The 25,643-nt window shown below is 35.6% G+C and carries 19 protein-coding genes and 3 pseudogenes; 13 read left to right on the top strand and 9 right to left on the bottom strand.

The window, feature by feature from the left end; all coding sequences use genetic code 11:
• Positions 1–84 precede the first annotated feature (84 nt).
• Positions 85–645, top strand: a complete 561-nt coding sequence (locus tag MM214_RS10465) for a hypothetical protein (RefSeq protein ID WP_241295119.1) — start codon at positions 85–87, stop codon at positions 643–645.
• 310 nt (positions 646–955) lie between these two features.
• Complete coding sequence (locus MM214_RS10460; protein WP_241295117.1) at positions 956–1,582, top strand: hypothetical protein; 627 nt, start codon at positions 956–958, stop codon at positions 1,580–1,582.
• 72 nt (positions 1,583–1,654) lie between these two features.
• On the opposite strand, the pseudogene MM214_RS19190 reads toward MM214_RS10460, so the two are convergent.
• Positions 1,655–2,060: pseudogene (locus MM214_RS19190) on the bottom strand (IS1634 family transposase); the annotation flags it as partial.
• A gap of 10 nt (positions 2,061–2,070) precedes the next feature.
• Here MM214_RS19190 and MM214_RS10455 point away from each other — a divergent pair.
• The 4 genes and pseudogenes from MM214_RS10455 to MM214_RS19055 form a co-directional block, all read left to right on the top strand.
• Positions 2,071–2,352: pseudogene (locus MM214_RS10455) on the top strand (IS4 family transposase); the annotation flags it as partial.
• A gap of 161 nt (positions 2,353–2,513) precedes the next feature.
• Positions 2,514–2,699, top strand: a complete 186-nt coding sequence (locus MM214_RS10450; protein ID WP_241295114.1) for a hypothetical protein — start codon at positions 2,514–2,516, stop codon at positions 2,697–2,699.
• Positions 2,700–2,750: 51 nt separating this feature from the next.
• Positions 2,751–3,809, top strand: a complete 1,059-nt coding sequence (locus MM214_RS10445; protein ID WP_241295112.1) for a hypothetical protein — start codon at positions 2,751–2,753, stop codon at positions 3,807–3,809.
• 691 nt (positions 3,810–4,500) lie between these two features.
• Positions 4,501–4,629 carry a hypothetical protein gene (locus MM214_RS19055; RefSeq protein WP_262916618.1) on the top strand — a complete coding sequence of 43 codons (129 nt, stop codon included), beginning with the start codon at positions 4,501–4,503 and terminating at the stop codon, positions 4,627–4,629.
• A 42-nt stretch (positions 4,630–4,671) separates the two neighbouring features.
• On the opposite strand, the gene MM214_RS10440 is transcribed toward MM214_RS19055, so the two are convergent.
• The 8 genes and pseudogenes from MM214_RS10440 to MM214_RS10410 all read right to left on the bottom strand — a co-directional run bounded on the left by MM214_RS10440 (position 4,672) and on the right by MM214_RS10410 (position 17,323).
• Positions 4,672–5,214, bottom strand: a complete 543-nt coding sequence (locus MM214_RS10440; RefSeq protein ID WP_241295110.1) for a hypothetical protein — start codon at positions 5,212–5,214, stop codon at positions 4,672–4,674.
• A 15-nt stretch (positions 5,215–5,229) separates the two neighbouring features.
• Positions 5,230–6,795, bottom strand: coding sequence for a hypothetical protein (locus MM214_RS10435; RefSeq protein ID WP_241295109.1), 1,566 nt, complete (start codon positions 6,793–6,795; stop codon positions 5,230–5,232).
• A gap of 690 nt (positions 6,796–7,485) precedes the next feature.
• Positions 7,486–7,689: pseudogene (locus MM214_RS19140) on the bottom strand (DUF4221 family protein); the annotation flags it as partial.
• A gap of 139 nt (positions 7,690–7,828) precedes the next feature.
• Positions 7,829–10,540, bottom strand: coding sequence for a DUF4184 family protein (locus MM214_RS10430; protein ID WP_241295107.1), 2,712 nt, complete (start codon positions 10,538–10,540; stop codon positions 7,829–7,831).
• 8 nt (positions 10,541–10,548) lie between these two features.
• Positions 10,549–10,935, bottom strand: coding sequence for a response regulator (locus MM214_RS10425; protein ID WP_241295105.1), 387 nt, complete (start codon positions 10,933–10,935; stop codon positions 10,549–10,551).
• A gap of 286 nt (positions 10,936–11,221) precedes the next feature.
• Positions 11,222–15,292: a PAS domain S-box protein gene (locus tag MM214_RS10420; protein ID WP_241295104.1), complete on the bottom strand. Its 4,071-nt coding sequence runs from the start codon at positions 15,290–15,292 to the stop codon at positions 11,222–11,224.
• A complete protein-coding gene (locus tag MM214_RS10415; protein ID WP_241295102.1) occupies positions 15,289–15,831 on the bottom strand; it encodes a heme NO-binding domain-containing protein in 543 nt (180 codons plus the stop codon). Before MM214_RS10415 ends, MM214_RS10420 begins: the two co-directional genes overlap by 4 nt.
• Positions 15,832–15,973: 142 nt before the next feature.
• Positions 15,974–17,323 carry a sigma-54-dependent transcriptional regulator gene (locus MM214_RS10410; protein WP_241295100.1) on the bottom strand — a complete coding sequence of 450 codons (1,350 nt, stop codon included), beginning with the start codon at positions 17,321–17,323 and terminating at the stop codon, positions 15,974–15,976.
• A 183-nt stretch (positions 17,324–17,506) separates the two neighbouring features.
• Here MM214_RS10410 and MM214_RS10405 point away from each other — a divergent pair, with 183 nt between their 5' ends.
• From MM214_RS10405 to MM214_RS10375, 7 genes are read left to right on the top strand one after another with little or no spacing between them, the layout of a single operon-like run.
• On the top strand, positions 17,507–18,382 hold the full coding sequence (locus MM214_RS10405) for a glycosyltransferase (RefSeq protein ID WP_241295098.1): 876 nt from the start codon (positions 17,507–17,509) through the stop codon (positions 18,380–18,382).
• Positions 18,383–18,401: 19 nt separating this feature from the next.
• Positions 18,402–19,481 (top strand): mannose-1-phosphate guanylyltransferase, encoded by a 1,080-nt coding sequence (locus MM214_RS10400; RefSeq protein ID WP_241295095.1) that lies wholly within the window; start codon positions 18,402–18,404, stop codon positions 19,479–19,481.
• Between the two features lie 19 nt (positions 19,482–19,500).
• Entirely contained in the window at positions 19,501–22,509 is a 3,009-nt protein-coding gene (locus tag MM214_RS10395) for a hypothetical protein (protein ID WP_241295093.1), read from the top strand.
• Positions 22,506–23,327 carry a hypothetical protein gene (locus MM214_RS10390; protein WP_241295091.1) on the top strand — a complete coding sequence of 274 codons (822 nt, stop codon included), beginning with the start codon at positions 22,506–22,508 and terminating at the stop codon, positions 23,325–23,327. Before MM214_RS10395 ends, MM214_RS10390 begins: the two co-directional genes overlap by 4 nt.
• On the top strand, positions 23,324–23,878 hold the full coding sequence (locus MM214_RS10385) for a hypothetical protein (protein WP_241295088.1): 555 nt from the start codon (positions 23,324–23,326) through the stop codon (positions 23,876–23,878). The genes MM214_RS10390 and MM214_RS10385 overlap by 4 nt, the downstream gene beginning before the upstream one ends.
• Before the next feature lie 3 nt (positions 23,879–23,881).
• Positions 23,882–25,063: a glycosyltransferase gene (locus MM214_RS10380; protein ID WP_241295085.1), complete on the top strand. Its 1,182-nt coding sequence runs from the start codon at positions 23,882–23,884 to the stop codon at positions 25,061–25,063.
• Positions 25,060–25,548, top strand: a complete 489-nt coding sequence (locus MM214_RS10375; RefSeq protein ID WP_241295082.1) for a GtrA family protein — start codon at positions 25,060–25,062, stop codon at positions 25,546–25,548. Before MM214_RS10380 ends, MM214_RS10375 begins: the two co-directional genes overlap by 4 nt.
• The last annotated feature ends 95 nt before the right edge of the window (positions 25,549–25,643 follow it).

The raw sequence follows: 25,643 nt of genomic DNA, 5'->3' as shown, positions 1-25,643 counted from the left end.
ATATGGACTAAAAATTTGATATTTGTATCTCTAATGTGTTTAACACTTATTAATTCATATTCTTTTGAAAAAAATGATTTAGACTTGAGAAGCATAAGATTGTCAGGATTAATTGTAGATGCAAAAAGGATGAAGCCAATCAAGTCTGCAAAGATTGTTTCTTCAGATGGATCAGTAATTGGTTATTCTAATGAAAATGGTTATTTCAATATTACATTTGATTACCATTCTAAGGGAGCTATAATTTTTGACTACGAGATAATTAAAGATGGATATGAAAGAGTATTTCAGAAAGAAAGATGGGGCGATATTAATAGAAATCTTAATAATACGATCTTTTTTGAACTTTCTAATGAAATATCTAAAGCTGAACCTTTTAGTGTAATAAGTATAAATAACACCTCAAATTACACAGAAATAGATAAAATATTTGAAAATGAAGTTAAACCAGAGTTCAATTTTAACGAAAAAATCAAAGAGTTTAAGAAGAGTAACAATGGATCAATTTTTAAGTTTGGGGAACACTTTTTTTTGGTTAATGATAGTGGACGGATTAAATTAGATTCCGATGCTGATTTGATATCCATTGATGAAAATGAAATTGTAAAAGCCGCAGATCTTGATAGTAAAATAAAAAGGAAATAGATAAAGTGGATGACTCCTCTTGGTTTTAATTCTAATGCAAAATTTGGAGTATATACGTGATAATTTTATTGTTGTACTAACAAACATTTGTAAGTTTTTTAGTCAATTAGATCTTATTGTCTTTGATTTTGTGGAAAAATATTCACTGAATTATCATATCTCCTTAAAATGTAACTATTAGGTACTTTTAATTTAATCGCAGTTCAGGTTTTTGGTGAGTGAAAGCCCTTCTATTCGAATGTATCCGTCCGACTGCTCCCATCTTGGATGGTATGTTTTATTTAGGAGAGTAAACCAAAAGATAGCCGTAATGGTCCATGAAATTGGTCACATAATAGGACTTCACCACACAGATTGGCAAACCCCTACTGCTAACCCTAATAATGTTCTGGGTGTATTAATTAATGGAACCTGGAATGTTGATTCACAATCAATAATTAATCACATATATAATGGACAGCCATTTAATGGACTTTCTGGATTAGACCTTTTAGCTATTAGAACTATTTATCCATTAGATAATGGAGAAAGACCACTTTATACATATTACAAAAATCTTTCAGGAAATGTAAAATTGCATGCTTGGACTGGAAATTGGAATGATTATGGTTTTTATTCTAATGGCTTTATCTACCGAGGTGCTACTGGATATTTTTATAATTATCAAAAATCTGGAACAGTTCCTTTATATAGATTTCAAAATAGTTTAGAATATTATTACTTGAGTATTGATCCAAACGTACATTTAAATTTCCCTGATTTTCAAAATACAGGAGTAATTGGATATGTATATAATAGCCATAGTGATAACAAACTTCCTGTTTATGAATTCTGGTATAGCAATGAGGGGCATTTTATAAGCAATAATTTTAATGATGCTTGGATAAGTGGACCTGGATGGACAGGAGGTAGGATTACATTCTATGTAGGCAAATAATAATCCTCATTCCTTGTAATGATTTGGCCAGACATTTACATGGCTAATAGGATTTCTTAGCCCAGATTGCAGCTATCCACCTGTAAGTAGCTGTAATTTGGTTATTTCTGTTTTTTTGAGTTCAAGTTTGTGTACTACGGATTTTCTTTTTGTAAACGGTTTGAGTTTGATCTGAAGGATGTCGTAGATTTCTTTTAGGTTTTTATTTGGAACTGTACACTTGCGTGTGGCAATGATTTTATCGTAGGTGTTTTTTTCCTGAAGTAGTGATGACCTTTTGTGTGTTGCCTATTCTTACTATTTCTGCCCAGCAACTTTTTATACCATTCTGTTTGAGCTGATACCTCACTGTATTGACTATCCAATATGCAAGTATTCCCAGATGTAGATGCGCAATGGTGGCATTATCATTTTTATGGTAAATCGGTCTCAGGTCTAGATCGTTTTTGAGGGTGCGAAAAGCATTATGTAAAGCTTTACATAATGCTTTTAGGGATATTAAGCAGCTACTCCACATTAAGACGTTCATTGGTACTTCAAAAAACGCGGTAATGATACAGATATGGACTGCCTTGATTACAATTTTATTGTTAAAAGCAATGAAAGCAACTGCAAAATACGGATGGCATCTATCAAACCTGCTAGCATTTATCAGACTGAATATTTTCGTCAAAATTGAATTACAAAATTGGCTGGACAGACCTTTTGAAGATCATGACAAACCCCCAAAATATAACCCACAGGGGATTCTTTTTCCAGATTATAAATAAATCACTTCACAATTGTCTCTAACCTAATATTCTTAAAGAAGAAAAAATTATTTAGGGCAGCATTGATAAATTTTACAACAGTAGGCTTAAATAGGTAGTTGAGTGTTTGGAGTAATAATTTTTTTTTTTTTTTAATATTAGGCTCACTAAACTTATAATATATGAAAAAGTCATTATTTATTATGGTTGCCATTCTAACTACAACCATTTTTTCTCTCTCAAATCCTGTAATGGCAGGTTGTGTTTGTGATGCTTCTACAAAATATAAATGTAGTGGCGAGGATTCACAAGGGAATAAATGTAAAGGTACAGGTAAGTCTGATGTTGGGATTGTCATGTTTGAGTAATTGTTTTAGAGCTATTTGAAAGTCAAATGGCTCTCTTTAAATAAAAAAAAAATGAAAAATTATTTTTGCTTTATTTTAATTGGATTATTATTTGGTACTTTTTCTTGTAAGGCACCTAATAGTAATGAATTAGTCGATTTTACTGTCAGCTTAAAAGACTATGATATGAAATTGTCTTTCAAAAGAGTTGTAAATGAATTAGGGGAATTGGTAAAAGAAGGTGAATATTTCGGTAAAATAGAAGAGCCTAAAATTTATAACAACCAAATTTATGGTATAGATAGAAGATCTTGGAGCATAGTCTTGTTTGATGAAGACTTTAATATTTCCCGAACCTATGGTAAAATGGGTGAAGATGCCTATGATGAAAATTTTAATTTTTTCAACTATAGCGTTAGTGATTCTTTGTATTGGGTGTTGGAACCTAATAGATATTTATTTAAAATATTTGACCACCACGACAATATCATCCATCTAGAAAAACTAGCTGTGTTTTCAAATTCTGCAATTGAGACGGAAAACAATACCTTTATTTTCGCCCATGATGATTATGAAGGTAAAAATATAGAATTTTCTTCATTAGATAATCAAGGAAATTTCATGTTTCTATATAATTTAAAAGATATAATTGCGGATTCTGGGTCAAATGAAATAGAAAACTTTGATTTAATTTATGAGGGATGGCTGTATGCATCGAAGGAATATATAGTTTATGTTTGTTTCAAATCAGATGATTTTTTTGTCTTTGATAGCTCAATGGAACATCTGTATAATTCCAAAACTGTTTATAAACTTCCACTTCCTAAAATATTAGCAGAAAGCAATTTTGAACAGACGGTTTTTAAAACTGATCCTCCTTTTATATTTAATAGTTATTCCCAAATAAGTGGCAAAAACTTGTTTATACTTAATCCTGTATCTAAGGAAAAAATTCATTACATTGACGTATATGATCTTGAAAGTTTTGGGGAGTATAATTACTCTATTAAAGTCCCTTTTCTTGATGATGGCCAAGTCCCCATTTCATTTGTAGTTAAGGACAGTTCTATTGTGATATTTTATGAAAATATGACAATCAAAGAATTCCGATACATGAGCCAAGAATACTAGTTCCTTTTATTGCACACTGAGGCTTTTGTTTTTCTTATTACAAATAAGTTTTTGGAAAGGTTGAATATCTGCAATCAGTGCTACAGCTCGAAAACTGTCGGTCATCATTTGGAATAACTTGTTACGATTTGTCGGAATGCTAGTGAAAGGTGTACCTTACATAAACCCAGAGGGGTCCCTTTACTTAGATCAAAAAAAGAAAGTTGGACTTAGTTAAGGGAATAAAAAATATCCTGAGGATCGGGACGGTCTGACTAATGAGGATTTAGGCCTCGAATTGAGCCCAAATTAAGCGATTTTCATTGCGTTAGTCAAAATCCTCTATATATGAAACAAATTTACTTTCAGAGCTAACGTGGAATTCCCATCATCACATCTTTTTTTTATCTTAGTGTAGCTCTTTGAAAGGCCGATTTTTAAACTGTCGCTCCTGAGCAATCAGCAAGCACGGTCAGAATCCTGGTTGGGATGCTTGCGATGATTTCAGTGTCGGATCAGTCTTTAATGATCAGATAACCTGCCGATACGCTTCGCTATCGGGACAAGCTGTTCAAAATATTTTCTAGCCAAAAGCACATCCACATTCCCCGATAGCTCTATCAATTCCTAATGATAAGCAACAGGAGTCTATCTCCCTGAAAGTTGTCAGTCAGCAAGCTGCGGGAAGTATCTCCTATTGATTTAATATCTCATGATGAACCTCTTACGCTTGGCAAGTGGTTGGCAATTAAAAGTCCCCATAGTGGACTTGTTCCACATAGGTGAGCCTTGGACAGCCCAAAAAAAAGCCAGTCGAGAAATCGACCAGCTTTTTGCTTAACAAGTATAACGAGACATTCAACTTACAAATTAAATGGAAAATCTAGTTTACGTTAATCCCTAGATTTAATTCAAACCAAAATGGGGACCAATTGCTATTTCCAGAAGTATCAAAATAGTAAATAGGTCCCATACTAAAAGCTACATTAAGTTTGCTATATGCTCTCTGTAAACCCCAAGTTGGTCCAAAAGCAAAAGAGTTATTATCGTATCTCTCAAAATTAGATACCGCATCTGGTCCAGTATAGAGTGCTCTTAATGCTAAAAAATTACCAGAATTTTTCAATGTACTTTTTCCTTTGGATTCTCTCTTTTCGAAATTGTAATAAAACCTACTCTGAACGTCGACGAATGCCGCCAACATATACTGGAATCCATTTTCAGAATTCATAGCAAGACTAGGATAAGAAGCATTATATCCAAAACCAATTCCTGTATCCAAAGTCATTTTCTTTCCCAAAGACTTTTCGTAACTAATTCCTGGATTTAGAAAGTTGACCCTGAAGACATTTTCTGTTTGTGCCAATAATGCATTTGAACTAAAAAGCATCAGAAGCATAAGAAAAGGCAAATTGTTTTTATTCATTATTATTAAATTTAGTTATTCTAGTTCTTTTATTATTCGTATTCCTTTTGTTTGGCCATTGAATATCGCTGCTCCAAAAACCGAAGCACCATCAATTTCATACATCTTCTTACTGTTCTTCAAAGTAGGTTCTAAAATTTGTTTAGCCAAAGTATTTGCATTACTGCTGAAATTTAAATCAATTTGAAAATGTCTATCGATAACAAAGCTAATTTCATTGCTATTTGATTGACTGGTCTCTACTCTACTAAGCATCATTTTGATTTTGTCTGGAAAAATTTTTCTATAATGTTTTATCTCAGCTTGTTTAATATCATAAGATGCTTTGGAAAACTCTTGCTCAGCTTCTTGCCAAACAAGTTTAGTTAGGTTAGCCAAAGAGGTCTGAACATTTTTATTGAGGGCTTTCTCCAAAAAGTTCCAGTCATTAGATTTTCGATCAAAAAAGGGAATTGTAACATCATTTAATCCTGTTGATTCTAAATTGAAATTTGAAAATCTTAAAATTTCTTTGGCTATAACTTTACTATTCAATTGCTGGTAGTTAATTGGCATAGCATATGGAATTTTTAAAGATAATAAAAGAGCATCCCAACCCAGAACCAATTTGGTTGCTTTTGAATCATCATGCTTGGCCCACAACCCAGTCCATCCTTTCTTTTGCATTTTCCCATTTAAACCTACGCTTTTATAAACACCATAATTATATGCGTAAAGTTTAACTTTCAACCTATAGTTAGATGAAAAATTAGTAACAAAAGAAGTATTTGTCCCAAAAGCACCTTCAATTAGTTTCCCCACAGCTGTTTGAGCTCCAAAACTGTGTACTTGGAATTTATCATACTCTGCTTTCGGTAGTGCTGTTGGTTTACTCGGAGCACAAGGCCCACAAAAATAATCTAATTGATAAACTTGATTGCTAGATGCATTTACAGGACTGCTATATGTTAGGTCTTCATCAAAATCAATATCATAGTATGTATCTATAAGATAAATATCCCCATCCAAAGCATATGCATCATCGTAAATATTTTGCTCTATTCTTCCGTTTATACGCCTTGAACCCCTCAGATCTTCCAAATCACTTTGTTCAAAATTTAGGATTGAGCTGAATAGATTTTCAACATTTTCATTTGATGAAAAAAATGTCCCAAATTCAGTAATTTTAAAAACGGTGTTCTCAACTTCAATTTCTAATTGTTCATTGAGTAATTCTGAAAAAGCTACGTCTGGAATCATTTCAGAAAGAAGTTCTGAATTATGATTAACTTCATAATTTAAGTTCCTATGATTTGGATTCAACCCTTCACCTGTAGCGCTTGATTCCATCATTTTTTTCAAAGAATGAAACTCTTTAGGTATTTTAGTGTACTTTTCAATAATATCTCTTTTATCTCCTTCATTACTCTCTGATATTTCGATTAATGCGTTCTGAAATGCCTCATAGCTTTCAAAATTAAGCCTATTTGAAGATTTTAAGAGTTCTTGGTTAAAAGCGTCTGTCATTTGCTCCGTATCTACAACTGAACAGCCAAAAATAGCCAAAAACAATGTGGATAAAATTACAATTTTATTTTTCATAAATTAATTAAATTTAAATTTTATTATTTAATTTTTGCAAAAGTAAAATTAAAATTCAATTATTTATTTTATTTTTTCTTATTGCCGAAAGCAATTATTTTACAGGCTTATTTTCAAATAGTTATCAATTATTTTTTTTACAAGAGTATTTTTTATGAATGACTTTATTGCAGAATACAACACCTACTTTTTTACTACTACTGATAACCATTGGGTTGTAATATATAAACAGATCTCCGGAAAAGAACTTGGTGAACCTTTCTTAGACAGAATAATCTCATAAGATTTTTATGCTTCCATTGGGGGTTCTTGTTAGCCATCGGGAACAGATATAGTTTTGAAGTCGGTTTCTTAGCCCTTTCACTGATCAAAATCATTCCGGATTTGAGGGGTCAACATGCTCCGGAATATCCAATTTATCACTCTCAAATACAAAGGGTTCATAAAACCATCTTTGAAATAGTTTATAGGGTAGTTAAGACTGACTACAATTATTTGATTTTTTGATAAATTCGAATCGATATTTAAATTAAGATTTCCATAATTTTTCAAGTTTCCATCTATAAATGTGAAGTCAATGGGAGCTCCTACAGCTTTAAGTAGGTTTGCAAATACGGTAAATCAAAATTATAAGAGAAATCACTAAACAAAACAATCCTTTCATTGAAACTACCATCAAAATCCGAAATCTTAAACAGTTGTTTCAAATTTTTGATTTATATCAAAAAAGCCAATTTGATCAAAATTCACTAATAGTATTGAATCTGGATTTACGATGTCAAAACTTAGTATGTAAGGAAACGCATCAGGGCCTTCTGAACTGAATTGAATACTTTCAATGTATTCTCCCGTTTCAAAATTGTAAACCAGTAAATTGTTTGAATTTGAATTTAAAAAGACTAATAATCATTACCTTTAAAATTTTTAACAAACTTCCTTATGGTCATGGTAGAAACATCATAAAGTTCCAGCGCTGATGGATTTTTAAATTCTGGAAATTGATGGTGAAAAACAACTTATCTACTTAATATTTTTAGAACTTTTTACTCAATCTGAAGGTGGTATAATGAAATCTATATCCTGTACCAGAAGAGCCAGCAACATCACTTAGCTGAACTTTCAACCCTAAATCGAAGCCAGAGACGTTGTAATTGAACTGAACTTGACCACGGAAAGTCGGGTCCCAAGCTAATTGCTCTATTTTTTGCAGTCCGCCGGCAAGCTGAATTTGTAAAGCCACTTTGGACACTAATGGCATTGGTGTACTGTAATCTATAAATAGCTCAGAACTTAAGAACTGGTTAGGTGCAAAGTATAAGTTGGTTTCTGAATCCTTAAAACTAAGCCCAGAGAAATTCAAACCTGATTTCAGTGTAGGTTCTGTCCTAAGCAATCTATATATTGATCCGAAAAACTGCACTCTACTATTCTTATCATTAAATTTTCCTACACTTCCCTGAGAGAAAATCCCTGTTCTACCATCTAACATAATGTGAGTGACATATCCTACATCTTGACTTCTGATATTTTTATCTAAAAGTTCTGCTGTAAAGTTTAATATATCTGATTGATAAAACAGGCCGACCATTCTTCTGTCATTTGGTTGATAATTTGTAGCTAATCTTCCTGTAACTCCTCTAAAAGCTTCGCCATTCTGAGGTGAAATTTGCTGAAATGTAATTTCTCCCCTTGTTTCAATTTCAGGACTCCATTTGTAAGCTGTATTACCTGAAAAAAATGAAAGGTTGGTTTTTTGGTTCTCCATAGAATAAACCTGGCTTGTTCCTGCTCTCAGACCGATTTGAATTGGTTCTGTAATTTCATTTTCCCAGAAGATTGATTGTTCTAGTCTTGTGTTTCCGCCTATATCTCCGAAATATCCGAATTGTAAGCCAGCAGTTTGCATGCCCGCTTGATTGATAAGTCCTTCTAGTTTTACTTTTTGTGAGTCAGTTAAATCTTCGCCTTTGGCATCTAATAGATTTTGGATTTCTTTCCATCTTTTTTTACCGACCAAGACTTCCCCGTATTCAAGGATATAGTGCGAAACAGGAAAAGTTTGAGTCAAGGAATCGTAGTAGGTTAGACCTTTTTTGTAATTCCCTGCACTTGTTGCTAATCTAGCGTTCATCACCAAGTATTGGTCATGATTTAACTTACCCACATTTTTATTCAAGAATTCAGAAGCATCATTGGTTTTACTGTTCCAAAGCATTGCATTGAAGAAATTGACAATAGCTCCTTGATGGAGAGTGTCAGCCTCCCAAGCTTCATGGGCAACAGATAGTGCTTTTTTCGGCTTTTTCGACATAAAAAGTGCATAGGACTTATTGATTCTAGTAACAGTGGCTTCAAAATTCAATGGAATTAATGCGTCGTATGTTTCCACTGCACGATTGAAATCCTTATTTTGTAAGCAGAGATCACCTTTAAACAGCAGAATCTGTGCATCACTGGGGTTTATGGATAGAATTTTATCCAATGCTTCAATGGCATCAGCAAAACGTTCTTCTGTCCGAAGCTGAATAGCATGTTGTATAATCGCTTCTCTGTCAGAAGGATCGATTACATCAATTGCTTGTAAAGCCAATGACTGTAAGCTTAAAGAAAAAATAAAAAGAAGAATAACTAAGAATTTGTTCATAGGATTAATATATTTCAAAAAATTAGCAAATGTATGGAAATTGAAGTCAGAGATTTTTACCCCGCAGGATTCAATCAACCTGCGCTTAAACTCCTTTTGAGTGGTGAAGCCAAAGGAAGTGATTCCGATAAATTGAGAACACATTTGGATGATGTTCTGAATAGCGGATTCACTACCATTTATTTGGATGTCACAATTCTTGGTGAAAATGATCTTGGGTTTATTAATGAAGTTATCCATTTCCATTATTCTTTGATTGAGAGGGGTAAGCGATTGATCCTCCTTTATAGAAAGGGTTCTAGTTTTGAATCTTGGATTGATACTTCTGGAATTGACAAGTTTGTAGCACTTGCGATGGTTCCTTGAAAGGTATTTTTCTCTAGCCCAAAAAAGGATTGAGGAAAGTAAAACACTATAAAGCCCTGCACCTACTACCATCATGAATACATCCCATCCTGAAATAAACTCAGGGAAATAATGGATTCTAATTAAGGATGCTAGTATAATCCCTAGGGACACAATTGACCAAAATGGGAATGCACTCTTTTTTTCGAAGGCATTTAATGGATGTTTTGGAAGCTTAACTAGTATAATAACTATCCATAGGAGTCCAAATGAGCTAAATCCTAATTGAAGAATATGATAAATAGGAAAATAATGATTTCCAATCCCAACCTCAAAATTAAGACCCGTCAATAGTGATGGTTTTCCTTCTTGAAAGTGTGTCATAAAGTCTAAGATCAAATGTGAAGCAAGTCCGATACTGAAGGACAGTAGTAGAAGTAAGATGCTTTTTCTACTCCTATAGCTTTTGTTTTTCATTGAGTCCAAAGGAATTCTTTTTTTGATAAATACAGGGCTAAATTGAATAAGGGCTCTTTTGATAAACTTATGAAATATAACAAAACAAAGAAGTGCTACAGGATAATCAAAAAGGAATATTCCATTGAAAGTATGTCCTATGTTTTCATCCAGCCTTAATTTGAAATAGAATTCCAAATCAGGTACAATGCTACCAATCACCAGAGCAGTTACTGAAAGATTTTCAGAACGCTTGATCCAAGGAAACAATACAGCGGGATGAGAAAAGGTAAAAGGCATGGTATTGATTAAAGTATAGGAGACTTTTGGAAGTTTTCAATGATTTCAGAAATCTGCTCTTCAGTTGCATTGGCCTTCAGTAGGTATTCTGCCGACCCAAATTCTATAGCACTTATGGCCACTTGTAAATCTTCGAGTGCAGTACAAAACACCACCTCAATTTCTGGGTAATAAGCTTTCACTTGCTGAAGTACATCTAAGCCATTAGATTTTCCCATTTGATAGTCTAAAAAAATCAGTGCTGGATTTAGGTGTATATTCTCAATACAAGCTTCGCCACTTTCAAATGTGGAAATTTTAGTAAAGCCCAAGCCTTCTAATAATTGCTGAAGAATTGCTGTCCAAAATGGATCATCATCTACGATAAAGGCTCTCATGTTTTTTAAATCTTTCATATCATCATTTTATTTATTCAGTTGTGTTTCCATTAGAATGCCACAAATAAAAAGTGCCTCAGATACAATCTGAGGCACTTTATGGATTAATACTTTCCGTTTTATGGACTAGGATTCCATTTTTTGGAAAATTAATTTACCTTCCATCATCATCCTAAAGACGCATTATATCATTTTCGTCCTAAGTATGGGAGGCGACAGTACGTTGCCAGGTTAAGGTGACGATTTAGCATTGCGCTTTCTTGATCAACCTTTGACATTCGCCCTGTTGCAATTTGATTTTGTTTTATAATCCTTTGTGTTTAAAATCTTTTAAAACTTCTAGCAATACTTGTTCTATGGTAGAGATGATATATTTCATGCGTGGAGAATCTTTTTGCCCTTCGATCTCTTTTTCAAGCTCAGATATTTCATCTGATATCTCTGTGATTTGCATCATTTTTATAGATGGTTTGACCTTATGAGCTGTTTTTTTAATCAAATTAAAATCTCCTTTTTCTAAACCTGAATTAAAGTTCTGAATGGCTTCCTTCGCATTGGACGCAAAAATACTGATCATTTTAGTCACAAATTCTGTGTTTCCTTTAGCCAATGCTTCCAGTTCAGCTAAGCTATAAAGTTGTTTAATTTTTATAGGATTTAACCTAGGTTGATTGATCTCCCTATTATTGATCTCCCATATACTGCCCAATATTTTCAAAACATCCTTTTCTTGAAAGGGTTTGGCCAGATAGCCATTCATTCCCAAGCTGAGATATTTTTCTTCATCCCCTTTCATAGCAAAAGCTGTCAGAGCGATAATTGGAACTGACTTTTGCAATTCATCTCGGATGATGCGGGTTGCTTTGACACCATCCATCACGGGCATTTGTATATCCATCAAAACCAAATCAAATTCCTTATCGCGGCAAATATTTACAGCCTCCTGCCCATTGCTGGCAGTAGTCAATTGCAGGTTGTATTGTTCTAAGATTGTGGTAGCGACAAGCCTATTGAATTGGTTGTCATCTACGACAAGAACTCGTTTACCTTCCAGTTTTTTCAAATCCACTTTCAGAACACTTTCCTTTGGCAGATCTATCTCTGTACCTTTCTTTAAGGTAAATGTTACTTTGACTTGAGTTCCTATTCCTTTTTTTGATTTTATTTCTAACGCTCCCCCCATTAAACTGACCAAATCTTTGGTAATGCTTAAACCAAGACCTGTTCCTCCGAACTTTCTTGTAATGGTAGAGTCTTCCTGAGAGAATTTTTCAATATTTCCATCTACAAAAGCGGTATCCATGCCAATGCCAGTATCTACAATTTGAATTGCTATTTTCTGAGCATCTCCGTAGTCTTTGAGCACCTTACATGAAACTTGAACTTGACCTTTCTCAGTAAATTTGACTGCATTGGATATCAAGTTCAATAAAATTTGATTGATACGATAAGGATCACCGATTAGAATAGGCTCTAGGGTTGAATCACACGAAAACCCATCTAGATCTAATCCTTTTTCTTCGGCTTTGGAATACATCATTTGTATTGCTTTATGAAGGACCTCTTCCATCTTAAACCCTATGGATTCCAAAGTCATTTTGCCTGCTTCTAATTTTGACAAATCCAAAATATCCTTAATTATAACAGTTAGGTGGCTAGCAGAGCTTTGGATTGTAGACAAGAACAACTTTTGTTTATTGTCCAATGTTGTTTTAGCCATTTGTTCACTCATTCCTACAATAGCGTTCATGGGTGTTCGGATCTCGTGGCTCATGTTCGCAAAAAATATTTCTTTTGCCCGCTTTGATTTCTCTGCTTCTTCTCGCTGACGAATTAGTTCTACTTCAAGTGTTTTTTGATCGGTGATATCTAGGTGAATTCCTATTGATCCTATCAATTCATTTTTGTCGTTATAATTAGGCGCTCCACTGATATACCACCATCTAGTGGTACCATCAGGCCTCTTATATTGCAATTCATAAGAATCAGAAATTCCATCGATCCTACTTTTTGATCTTTCTAATACTTTTACTTTTGAATCTTCATCCAATAATAAATCTGTGGCCTTTGACCCCACCAACTGAGTCAATGTATAACCAGACATCTCACAAAATGTAGTGTTGGCATGGAGAACATTTTCATCCAAATCCACTTCTAAAAGCCCTAAATTCATGTTTGAGATGATATTTCTAAACTTTTCCTCTTGGTGAAATAGTCTCTTTTCAGCCTGCTTACGCATTTGTACATTGACAAGCATCTGCGCAAAGACAAAGAGTAATTCAATTTCTTTTTGAGAATAAGTGTGTTTAGAACGCACAGCATCAAAACCCACAAAACCTAACAACTCATTTTTGTAAATCATAGGAATAGCAATAAGACTTTGAATTCCTTGAGGCTCAAGAATATCCTTCAGTTCTTTTAAGCCCTTCTCTTCCAAAGTTGATGTGTCTTCCACTGAAAACGGGATTCCTTTTTGATGGGCATTCACCCAATATGGGAGATCCAGCATGGAAATTTTTTGTAAATTTTCAAGCTCCTCAGAAATACCCTCTTGAACCCATTCATAAGTACAGGAGCATGTTTGTTCTATCAAATCATATTTAAAAATATACGCTCGATCTGCATTGACAAATTTGCCAATTCTATGTAAAGAGTTTTGGATTTTGTGGTCTACCTCTTCCAGATCCATATTGATGTAGGTGGAGGATATTTCTATTAGAATGTTTTTTAGATTCTCTTCCGTCTTAAGTAGTTCCTCCGTTTTTTTCTGTTCGGTAATATCCACTAAGATTCCATTCATTCGGACTGGGACATTATTTTCAAAGATTAATTTGCCTTTATTTTGAACCCACTTGATCTGTCCATCAGGTGTTATTATTCTATAATTTTTGTCATATTCTGATTTCTCTTCAACTTCTGAAATGACTTCTTTGAATATGTGGAGATCTTGAGGATGTATCACTTTTTCCCACCATGAATTATCTTTCATCATGGTATTCATATCCAAACCAAAGAGCATTTCTGCTGAGGGGGTAAAGAAAATCCCGTTAAATTCAGGGTAGGTGACTGACCAAATCACATCCTTGAGTTCATTGAGTACGCTACTCAGTCTCTTGTTTACAATCAAAAGCTCCTGTTGGGCATTTTTCTGTTCGGTGATATCTGAATGTGTACCAATAATTTTAAGGGGCTTTCCATTCGGGTCTTTTTGGATTACTATACCCCGATCTCTTACCCACTTGATGCTACCATCCTTCAATCTGATTCTGTATTCAATATCATGTGACGAAAGGAGCGAATTTCTATACTGATAATCATTCTCAACCAATAGTGCGAGGTCTTCTTCATAAATAGACTCATACCAAAGTTTAACTAAGTCTATTTTTTCATTAATCTCAAAACCAAAAAAGCTATTTTTTTTATTAGAATAGACAGTTTTATTGGTTATAAAATTATATTCCCAGACATTGTCACCAGAGAACTCTAGTACCATACGAAAGGTATCCTCAAAGTCTTTGATTCTTTTTTTGGTTTCTTTTTCTACCGTAACATTTTCTATTTGGGAGAAAAAATACAAAAGTTCACCTTTATTGCTAAAAATCGGTTGGCCATTTACCCTTGCGTCAAAAGAACTGCCGTCATTTCGATACATTTTCAGCTCAATTTTGAATGGCTCTTGCTTAAAAAAGGCCGAAATCATTTGTTCTAATTTGAGTTTTTCGGTCAAAGACCCCATACCTATTTCAATGAGAGTTTTTCCCAAGACTTCGGGTTTTGTAAATCCTGTCTCTTTCAGAAATCCCTCATTCACATAGGTTATTCTTCCATTCTTGTCTGTAAAAAGCACACCCTCGGCATTGGCACTAGCGACATAAGATAATTTCTCTAATTCTTGTTTTTGGAAATTGATCGTATCTAGTAGTTCTTTTAGATCTTCTGTAACCAGCTCTTGATTTTTGATCAAATGCAAAAGGTCTATCAGAGGATCCAATGGTGCAAAATCAGAGATGGTAAGATCATTTGCAGCCACCTCTTCTATGTTAGCAAACCAAGGAGTCCCTAAGAAAATTAAAAAATTAAACTCTTCAAAATAATCAAATTGTCCCCTAAAAAGAGCCTTTTTTTGCTCTTTACTCCTCAAGAGGAAGGTTTTGTCCAAGGATTTACTTAAATCAATAAAATCAACATGTTGAAGCTTGGGACGTTCAAAGCTAAAAAGCTCATTAAAAAATTGGTTTTTGATGTCTCCCAGCATTTTTTCCAAACTAGGACCTATAAAGAGAATTTTTCCCTTTTCATCGAACCCAAAGTGAAAAGGGAAAACCCGATTTAACTGGTTTATACTGAAAGTAATATGTTCTAAATTGTGTCTCACCAACTTACTTTAAATGCCTCATGTTCCTCACCAGAGCTTTTTCCAAATACATGTTCTATTTCTACAGGCGTCTCGTACATTTTACCGATTCCAGACAACAGCCCTTTCATAAAAGCAACCAGCCCTTCTCTCTTAGAAAAATAGTGAACAATTAAACAATTTTCACCTTTTTCATCTATTTTAAATTCAGGGGGAGTAAGCTTGGGATAGATCAACATGATTCGGTCGTGAAAAGAGGGAAGGTTGGTCAAAAACTCCTTGACGGTGCTTCCTCCTGCTTTCATAAGGCCTCCGTATTTTTGGAGGCTTGTTTTCAAAACCCACCATTCTCCAAAGGAGTATAAGACTTCATCAACACTGATGTTCAACTCTTGGGCAGCTGCTATAGCGAGCTGATAAGTAACTGAATCATCGTAAGGCTCTGTACTGATAAAGTAATCAATATCAATTTTGCTTTTTTCTTTGATCTTCATCCATTTATCTTCTCCATAATTGGTAGTAATTAGGTCCTGTATTGCTTTGTTGACTAATCCGTACATAGTTTTCTTAAGTTTAACCTATATACAAATGCAATACTATGCCATTTCAATAAACCTTAATATGAGGCTCAATTGGCACATTAACAACTAATTTTTTTTCTTTTTTTCCATATATTGGAAAATTCCTCCGAAATATGGAAAGTTAGATTTTAATTTCTCCTTCTTGAATCATTTTATAAATAGTGCTTTTACCAATATCCAAGACTTTTGCGGTTTCCAACACATCCCCCTGTTTTTTTTCAAGGTAATGCTGAACTATATCACAAGTATGTTGCCTCAAAGTTTTCTCTTCCAGAAAAAGATTTTTCTCTTTTTGGGTGCTGAAAAAGCTTAAGTCTTTTTCTTCAATTACGCTTTCGTCTGCCATCACCGCAGCCAATTCTACAACAGCTTTTAGTTCTCTGATATTCCCAGGAAAAGCATAATTCATGAGTTTGCTTTTTGCATCTTGAGTGAATTCAATAGAAGGGATTTTATTGCTCTTGGCAAATTCGTCCACAAAATGCTTTGCTAAAATCAAAATATCTGTCCCTCTATCCCTCAGTGGAGGAAGTTCTATAGGTAAGCCCATGATACGGAAAAACAAGTCCTCTCTGAAATGACCATTCTTTACCTCTTCAGCCAGATTTTTATGGGTTGCGGTAATGATCCTTACATCCAGTTTGACAGATTCATTTCCGCCAACTCTTGTTAATTCTCTTTCCTGTAATACCCGGAGGAGCTTCGATTGCATATTCAGATCCATTTCAGCAATTTCATCTAGAAATAAAGTTCCACCAGACGCTTCTTCAAATTTTCCGATTTTTCTGGCAAGGGCTCCTGTAAAAGCTCCTTTTTCATAGCCAAAAAGCTCACTTTCTACCAAATCCTTTGGAATTGCAGCCATATTGACTGCTACGAAGTTTTTCTTTTTACGTTCACTATTGTAATGAATAGCTTTGGCTACGACTTCCTTTCCGGTTCCAGTCTCCCCTGTGATAGATACATTGATATTTGTCTTGATTGCTTTTTCAATCAATCCAAATACTTTGGTAAGTGAGGCACTTTTTCCAATAATACTTTTCTCAAAAAAAAACTTCTGCCCCAGTTCCTCTTTGAGTATTTCCACCTCTTTTTTCAAGGATTGGTTTTCTCTGATCTTAATGACCGAATTCCAAAGCAAATCCTTGGTCGCTTCATCTTTCACCAAATAGTCACTTACTCCGGCTTTTAATAAACTGACTGCCACAGATATGTCCTCTTGTGAACTGATTACTACAACTGGTATTCTTGGATCGAAGGCCTTTACTTTTTCAAATAATTTATCTCCAGCCATATCCGGTAAAGAAAAATCCACGGTAACCAAGTCGGGCTGCTCGTGAAGCTTTAATAGGCAGGCTTTAGCTGTTTCAAATAAGCAGACCTCATAATCTGGATTTAAGCTCAAGTGATAATGAAGAATCTGTCCATACCAAGGATCATCTTCTACAATGAAAATTTTAAATGGTGCCATTGGAGAATATTTCTAGTTGAGTGAATTTAAGAAATCTTTGGAATTTGTGTACATAATTTGGAATTTATTCCATCATGTGGAAAATAAATTTTTAATTATATTTTTAAATATATGATAATCAATAATTTAAAATATTGGATTGGCCTTTGAATCATACTTTGGCATAACAAAATCCATTCTATCATGCTTACAGTCGACACTCAATTTTCATCCCAGCTTAACCAGCTTTTAGAAGTTGCATGGCAACATAAGCCAGAAGTGCAGCATCAATACGCCATCATTGTACCTTGCTACAATGAAGAAAAAAGATTCGCCTACAATGAATTTAAAAATTTCGCTTTGGCACATCCCGAGGTATTGCTTTGCCTGGTAAATGACGGCAGCAAGGACAGAACACTCGCAGTGCTAAGAGGATTGCAGACAGAATGTCCAGCTAATGTATCCGTACTCAATATGGAAAAAAATGGAGGAAAAGCAGAGGCTGTAAGGCAGGGGATGTTATCTGTTTACAGAAACTTTGAATCCAAATTAATTGGTTTTCTGGATGCTGACTTAGCAACAGTTCCTGAGGAATGGCTTCAAATGGCTAAATTCAAGGAATCGTATCCACAATATGGAGCTATTGTAGGTAGCAGAATTCAGCGACTTGGAGCAGCGATTAATAGGGACGATAGCAGGTCATTTGCGAGTAAGATGATTAAAAAGATTATCAAGACTATTTTGAAGACCAACTTTCAGGATACCCAATGTGGAGCTAAAATTTTTCAACGAAATCTTGTTCCTTTTCTTTTCAAAGCTCCTTTCCAGACTCCTTGGTTGTTTGACGTGGAGATTTTTCTAAGGCTTCAAGAAAAGTTTGGGAAGACTTCTTTGCAACGCGGTGTTTTAGAATATCCCCTATTGCAATGGACTGAAGTAGGTGACTCAAGACTAAAACTCAAAGACACTATTCGAATTCCTTTACAACTTCTGGGACTTTACCATCATTACCATATCAAGTCAAAGCCCAAATCTTTCTATTCCATTCAATCTAAAAAAATTCTAATCCAGCCTGTTTAATCGCCCAAAAAACTTCAATATGAAAAATAAAAATCACTATGTTGCCATCATGGCTGGAGGAGTAGGGAGTCGATTCTGGCCTATGAGTAAGTCGAGCTTTCCAAAGCAGTTTCTAGACATTCTCAATACAGGTAGTACCCTTATTCAAGCTACTTTCGAGCGATTTGTTTCTTTTATTCCTGAAGAAAACATATTCGTAGTCACATCCCAAGAGTATGTTTCAATCGTTCAAGACCAGTTACCACTTCTTCCAGCACAGAACATCATCGCAGAACCTGAGAGAAAAAATACAGCTGCATGTATTGCCTATATTTCTTTCAAATTGAATAAAATAAATCCAGATGCCAACTTGATAGTGGCACCGAGTGACCATTTGATAGGTGATCTTGATTTATTTACCGAAAGCTGTTTGAAAGCATTAGAATTTACAAGTCAGCATCAAGCATTGGTCACGCTTGGAATCAAGCCAACTCATGCAAATACAGGATATGGTTATATCCAATATGAAAACAGCCAAGGTGAGGTCCACCCAGTGATTCGATTTACAGAAAAACCACACCGAGAGCTCGCTTCAAAGTTCTTATCGGAGGGAAATTATCTATGGAACTCAGGTATATTTATTTGGAAAGTAAGTGACATTCTTGATAGCTTCGAAACATATGCTTCCCAAATATTTCAAATATTTCTGGATATTATTTCTTTTCTTAATACGCCACACGAATCTCAAGCAATAGCATATGCATATGAAAACATATCTCCAATTTCAATTGATTATGCTGTCATGGAAAAAGCCAAAAATGTTTTCATAATCCCTGTTGACTTTTCTTGGAATGACCTAGGGACTTGGAACAGTGCCTGGGAAAATTTCCAAAAAGATGGTGCACAAAATGCTTCCAATAACCAAAACACTATCTTAGTAGACAGTAAAGGCTGTATGGTACACAGTAATGAAAAGAAAGTTGTTGTTATTGGAGGGTTAGAAGATATGATTGTTGTGAATACTCCTGAAGCATTGCTGATTTGCAAAAAAGAAAATGAACAACAGATCAAGGAATATGTAGCAAGAGTCAAAGAAATCACGGGAGAACTTTATATTTAGAAGAATTATATGATAGAAGATGAAAAGTAATGAATTAAAGCTGTGGGAAGATTTCATTGGGAAGAGGTTACTCCTTGTAGCGCTGTCTCTTGGGTTATTGACCCATGGCATCATCATTTATTTCACTTTACCGCAGACCTATGATGCCTTTGTGCATATATTCTTTGCGGATCATTATTCTAGGTTTTGGTTTGAACCATGGGAATACCGCTGGTATACAGGCTTTTTTACTGTTAGCTATCCTCCCTTGGTGCATCAGGCTGTAGCACTTTTGGGAAAGATATTTCCATTAAAAATAGCGTTTGCCATCTATGCTATCATCGTTTTTGAGGCGTTGATCATTGGAGTTTACAGGTTCAGCAAGATGTTTTATGATAAAAAGACAGCTGGAGTAGCCGCTATTCTTGCTGTCGTACTTAGCTCTTTAGTAGAAACACTCCATGTATATGGGCAAGTACCCACTTTGACAGGGTTGGCGTTTTTGCTAAATGCCATTCCGTTTCTATACCAGTATATCAAAACTTCAGATGCTAGATACTTGGTACTATCACTTTCTTTTATAGCAGTGGTGGTAAGCGCACATCATGTAACTGCAATTTTTGGAATGGTGTTTTTCATCGCTCCTGCAGTTTTAATGGCATTAGTTGATTGGAAAGAAGGCTTGGGAAAACAAGACTTATTAAGAAGATTCTTTCCACAGTTGCTCTTGGCTGTTTGGCAGAAGAAACTTGAAATTCTGCTTTTTGCAGTTATCGCCATTTTATTGGCAATTGGCTTAATCTTTCCATATTGGTATTGGAGTCGAACAGACCCCATTAGCCAAGTATCGATTCCTCATGGTTCTAGAGACAATTTTCTAGAGGTTACTAGCTCAGGCTTGATATTCTTTATTATACCTTTGCTTCTTGTATTGGCATTGCTACCAGCCATTGCTTTTTTAATTACACGACAAAAAAGACATTTAGGCTGGGCTATTTCCTTTTTCATTTGCTTGCTTTTTGGCAGTGGTGGTACCACACCATTACCGAAACTCATGCTTGGGGAAAATGCCTTTAATATTTTGACCTTAGACCGATTTGGTTTTTGGGCTTCCATTATAGCTATTCCTTATATTAGCCATTTTTTATTATCATTTGTAGCTGGCCCAGTCAGAGCTTATTGGGTAAAAAAATCTGGAGAAACTTCTCATTTTTTACTTTCTGGCTTAAGTGGCTTTTCCTACCTGCTATTTATTATTTACATTTTTCATTTGGCCAGTTTTAGACCATTGCAGCCAAAAGAAGTAAAAATCGAACCCATTCTCAACTTTCTCAATCGGGATGACCACATGCGATGGAGGTATTTAACCTTGGGATTTGGGGATCAGATGGCTTGGTTAAGTGCCAATAGTCTTGCAGCAACTATCGATGGCAACTATCACTCAGCAAGAAGACTTCCCGAAATGACCACTCGTGCTGTGGAAAGATTGGAAAATGCCAAGTATCTCTTCGACGAAGGGATGGCAAGTTTGACTGACTTCCTCACAGATGCTGAAAAATATCAGCTAAAGTATGTGTTTAGTAATGACCAATTTTATGACCCCCTTCTCTTTTATACAGGTTGGAACCGGACCATTCGCTTAGAAAATGGGATCATGGTCTGGGAAAAAGGCAATATATCCACTATCGAGCCTATTCAACCCAAAGATATTCATCCTTTTTTGAAAAAGGCTTGGGGGATTCTTCCATTGACGACAGTAGCTATAGCTGTTTTGCTGACCTTATTGTATCTGTCACAATTCAAGAAAACCCAAGATGAACTTGTATCTCCTGAAACAGTAGACCAATATCCCAAGCCGATAATTTTCTTCTCAGCTTGGATGCCTTTTTTAATTTTTTCCAGCTTTTTGGCGTATTTGCTTTTTGAAATGATTCTCGTAGATCAGCGAAAAGACCCTAAATCTGCTATTTATGCCTTTTATGATCACTTAGACTTTCAGAGATTTGAAGAGGCATTTTCTTATTTCAAACCCAGTCCAGATTATAGCTTGGATCAGTATTTATTAGAAAAATCTGTCAAAGACGGCGGTCTACTACCCTCTTATGCTAAACTTAAAGAGCTAGATATTGATACCCTTGAGATGGCTCATAATCGGATCAAATATCAGATCAATAGTATTTGGAGGACATCTTTGGGTCCTATTCAGCAAAAAGATGAATACATCTTGGAAAAAGTTGGAAATAGTTGGTATATCCTGCCTCCCCAATTCGAATTGGATATTCCTGAGGAACAGGTGATCTCTTATAGTTATACACTATTTAAGAAAATTGGCAAGCGGGTAATTTCTGCCTTTCCAACTGTCAATGATGACCGAATCAAGAAGCCATTTGCAGCATTTTATCAGGCGAACTTAGTTATAAAAGATGGCCTGATATCAGTGACAGGTGAGCTTATCAATGCTGATAATAACCCAATCACAATTGCTCTACGGGCGGAGGTTGTTTTTGAAAATGACAGTTTAGTGAACTTTTATCCCGATCGCAAAATGCATTACAATTTGACGCCTAAGGCTTTTACATTTTTTGAAATTCCTTTGGGAGATGACGTCCTCGTAAAATATCCCATTAAAAGTATTACACTCAAAGCTGAAACAGACGTGACGGAGAGGGGCTATATCAGAGGCGTTAGGACTGGGTTTGAAATCAAAGAAGAAGATTTTCAGTCTTACCTACTGGAGGTGGAAATGGAAAATCCACTGACTGCCGAGATCACTATTCCTGGTGTGCTTATCGCTGAGCGGGATAGCCTCGGGAGAATTATACATGTAGAGTTGGGTACCCACTCCAGGTCTATCAGGAGTGGTTTGGGGGCTATTTTTACCCTCAAAATGGATAAGAAAGCACATCTTGCCTTGGTGGTGGAGGATGTTCCGATTTTTCTACAGATTAATGGACAAAAGCGAAACTTGGTCTCCAAAAACTGGAATGCTGATCAAAGAATTCAACTCCTACCTCACTGCTTCATTTCCACTGAAATCTACCTGCAATGAAAAAGATCCATTTCTTAATGCTATTCATTTGGCTTTTTTCCTGCCATAGATCCGAGATAGAAAAACCCATTTGGGTTAATCCTGTCAAAGAATGGAAAGAGTCTGACGGCCTGATGAAGTTTAAGGTTGTGCCAGGTGATTGGTCAGCTATCATTCAGACCAGCTCTCATCCAATTCCTGCTGATTTCTCTCTTGAAAATGACGAGCTTTGGGTAGCCTTCCCCAAAGAAAGGCTCTTTGTTTCAGGGCAGGCTTTTTTAGTTCTTTATTTGGAAAGGAACTCTTTTTCTTTTCCATTTTTTTTAAGTCTGGATCTAAAAGAGGGTAAGTTAGAGGACATTCGTAGCCCCAAAACATTAAATACCGACAGTAGCTTAGTTCAACAACAAATGCTTTATGCGGTCGGTAAAGGTGGGAATTTAGTTCCATTGGATAATGAAGTTTTTTTTAAAGAACAATACATTCACCAAGGAGAAAAAGTAGGAATCTTTTCAGGAGCTTCAGACACAAATCTCTCCAGTTTCTATATCACAGCTGGGACACCTGAGACACTTCCTATTTCTGCACAGTTTGAAGCTGTTCAAAATCTTTTTATTGTTCAAGTAGGGCCATTAAAAGATGCTTTTCAAAATTATGTACCCAATGGAACTTTAGTTACATTTAGTGTCCGTACTGATAGCAAAATATGGATCATAGAAGAGGTTGTCAAGGATGGCTTTGCCTATATCCATCTCTCTGAGGATCGTTTTACAGCAGCTGGGATTCAAGCAAACGTAGCCCATGTTTTTTCTAAAAATTTAGATCTACTCAAACCATGACACGATACATCTTTCTTTCTTTTTTTGTTTTGGTGGGTATTTTGTTGTTTTCTATGGCAAGTATTCAAAAAGTAAGTATGGAGCCGCCTTATTTCCTTCAGTTTGATACGATTGCTTTCCATCATCAGACACAAGTGACCATAGATGTAGTTTCCAGTGTAGTTCCTACAACAGAACAGCTAGAAGTGCTAGAAAAAGATTATAAAGCTATTTGGGCTCATTTAAATTACATACATTTCACCAATGATCTAAAACCAGGAAAAGACCGCTTTACCGAACGGTTTTATAAAAATCTTTCTACCGAATACCCTGGTTTACTTCCAGGTGCTGTTCAAAGAAAGGATTTGAGCCATCACCTTATCTTGAAAAATTGGTCCCGGGATGGCTTGGCCTGTCAGTTGATCGATTCGGTTGCAGTATTACAGTACCAACTTCCATCGGGAGACAGTTTATTCACCCAAGCCACAATTGCCATGGCCTTATATTATCAGGGAGATAATTGGAGGCTTGACGCTCTTAGCATTCAAAATGAACAACCATTCAATCCGTAAGAAATGAAACTAGCATTTATCAGTCCCTATCCTCCAAGTCAGGTCACCTTAAATGAATATGGATACCATTTGACCCGAAGCTTTCTGGGGAAAAAAGGAATAGAAAAAATTTATATACTGACCAACCATCTCGAAGATGACTCCCAATACTCACGCTATGCAGAGGCAGGTCTTGATATTATTCCTTGCTGGAATTTTGACAGTTGGTTTACGGTGCTTAAGCTTAGGAAAAAACTCAAAGAGCTTAAGCCTGATGCTGTGATTCTCAATTTACAGTTTATGACTTTTGGAGCTGGCAAGATTCCTGCTGCATTGGGACTTTTGACCCCTTGGATGTGTAAGCTTTTGGGCATCCCTTCGGTGGTCATTTTACACAACATCACCGAAACGGTCAAGCTGGATACAATCGGTATGGCTGATAGTAAATTTAAGAGAAATTTGTTTCTTTGGATTGGTGAGCAATTGACCAAATTCATTTTGAAAGCCGACTTGGTTGGGGTTACAATTTCCCAATATGTGACCATTCTAAAGGAAAAATACAAGACACAAAATGTGGTCTTGCTACCCCATGGTAACTTTGAGCTTCCTGAAAGAAATTATCTCCCTGATGATATTAAGGAGATCAATTTGATGGCTTTTGGGAAATTTGGAACTTACAAAAAGGCAGAAGTGATGATCGATGCCATGGAAGTTCTTCAAAAAATGTACCCTGACTTGAAATTCAAATCTACAGTGGCTGGTACGGATAACCCCAATGTGAAAGGATATATTGATGGGTTAAAGAAGAAATATTCCCATCTTCCTAACGTGGAGTATACAGGCTACATTCCAGAGGAGATGGTATCCCAAATCTTCTGGGACAGTACCTTTGTGATTTTTCCTTACACCACAACAACGGGGAGTTCGGGTATTTTGCATCAAGCTGGAAGTTATGGGCGGGCCTGTATTCTCCCCAAAATAGATGATCTCGAACGGGTAGTGGAGGAGGAAGGCTATGGAGGGGCATACTTCGAAACAGAAAATGCAGAGAGCCTCGCTGTTGCAGTGGCGAGCCTGATAGATAATCCACAAGAGCGTAGAAATATTGAGGATCAAAACTTCAAAGCTGCCAAAGGTCTGCCAATGAATGAACTGGCACAATGGTACTTAAGTCATATTCAGAAACTTTTACCTCAAAAGCCATGACCCTATCCCTGAGTAAAGGAATTGAAGCATTTCTTCAGTTCTTTTATCCTATTTTCAGAAAGTGGCTTGCCTATGATGTGTATGCCTATTTAGCCGTTGGTGCCGTCAATACTGCGCTTAATATCTTGCTTTTTGCAATACTTTATGAATTTGTCCTTCCCAAAACTGGCTTAGATATCGGCTCAATCAATGTTGCGTCTTATACAATCGCTTTGATTGTTGCTTTCTTTGCGACCATTCCTACCGGCTTTTGGCTCAGTAAAAACTTTGCTTTCAAATCAGTCGATGTGGGTAAGAAAAAGACAGGAAAACAATTTTTTAAATACATTCTGGTCGTTTCTCAAGGATTAGGAAGTGATTATTTGATTCTCAAAGGTTTGATCGTGTTCTCTACTATCCAACCTACTTTAGCAAAAATTGCTTCTACGGTTATTGTGCTCACTGTCAATTTTCTGCTGCAAAAATACTTCACATTTAAGAAGTGAATTTCCAAATTATGGAATAAGGCGTTATTATTTCCAATTTTCAGACACGTCATAAAACGTATAAAACTGAAAATCAACACTTTATAATCTTGGTC

Origin of the sequence: Belliella kenyensis (genome assembly GCF_022549675.1) — a bacterium.
Classification (GTDB): domain Bacteria; phylum Bacteroidota; class Bacteroidia; order Cytophagales; family Cyclobacteriaceae; genus Belliella; species Belliella kenyensis.
The sequence above is the reverse complement of the archived record's forward strand: the minus strand, read 5'-3'. Positions and strand labels throughout refer to the sequence as shown.

Coding starts and splice junctions, on each gene's coding strand:
- MM214_RS10380 (WP_241295085.1), top strand. CDS start 23,882: ATGAAACTAGCATTTATCAGTCCCTATCCTCCAAGTCAGGTCACCTTA.
- MM214_RS10390 (WP_241295091.1), top strand. CDS start 22,506: ATGAAAAAGATCCATTTCTTAATGCTATTCATTTGGCTTTTTTCCTGC.
- MM214_RS10395 (WP_241295093.1), top strand. CDS start 19,501: ATGAAAAGTAATGAATTAAAGCTGTGGGAAGATTTCATTGGGAAGAGG.
- MM214_RS10415 (WP_241295102.1), bottom strand. CDS start 15,831: ATGTACGGATTAGTCAACAAAGCAATACAGGACCTAATTACTACCAAT.
- MM214_RS10435 (WP_241295109.1), bottom strand. CDS start 6,795: ATGAAAAATAAAATTGTAATTTTATCCACATTGTTTTTGGCTATTTTT.
- MM214_RS10450 (WP_241295114.1), top strand. CDS start 2,514: ATGAAAAAGTCATTATTTATTATGGTTGCCATTCTAACTACAACCATT.
- MM214_RS10440 (WP_241295110.1), bottom strand. CDS start 5,214: ATGAATAAAAACAATTTGCCTTTTCTTATGCTTCTGATGCTTTTTAGT.
- MM214_RS10405 (WP_241295098.1), top strand. CDS start 17,507: ATGCTTACAGTCGACACTCAATTTTCATCCCAGCTTAACCAGCTTTTA.
- MM214_RS10385 (WP_241295088.1), top strand. CDS start 23,324: ATGACACGATACATCTTTCTTTCTTTTTTTGTTTTGGTGGGTATTTTG.
- MM214_RS10410 (WP_241295100.1), bottom strand. CDS start 17,323: ATGGCACCATTTAAAATTTTCATTGTAGAAGATGATCCTTGGTATGGA.
- MM214_RS10400 (WP_241295095.1), top strand. CDS start 18,402: ATGAAAAATAAAAATCACTATGTTGCCATCATGGCTGGAGGAGTAGGG.
- MM214_RS19055 (WP_262916618.1), top strand. CDS start 4,501: ATGATGAACCTCTTACGCTTGGCAAGTGGTTGGCAATTAAAAGTCCCC.
- MM214_RS10460 (WP_241295117.1), top strand. CDS start 956: ATGGTCCATGAAATTGGTCACATAATAGGACTTCACCACACAGATTGG.
- MM214_RS10430 (WP_241295107.1), bottom strand. CDS start 10,540: ATGCCTTTTACCTTTTCTCATCCCGCTGTATTGTTTCCTTGGATCAAG.
- MM214_RS10445 (WP_241295112.1), top strand. CDS start 2,751: ATGAAAAATTATTTTTGCTTTATTTTAATTGGATTATTATTTGGTACT.
- MM214_RS10375 (WP_241295082.1), top strand. CDS start 25,060: ATGACCCTATCCCTGAGTAAAGGAATTGAAGCATTTCTTCAGTTCTTT.
- MM214_RS10425 (WP_241295105.1), bottom strand. CDS start 10,935: ATGAAAGATTTAAAAAACATGAGAGCCTTTATCGTAGATGATGATCCA.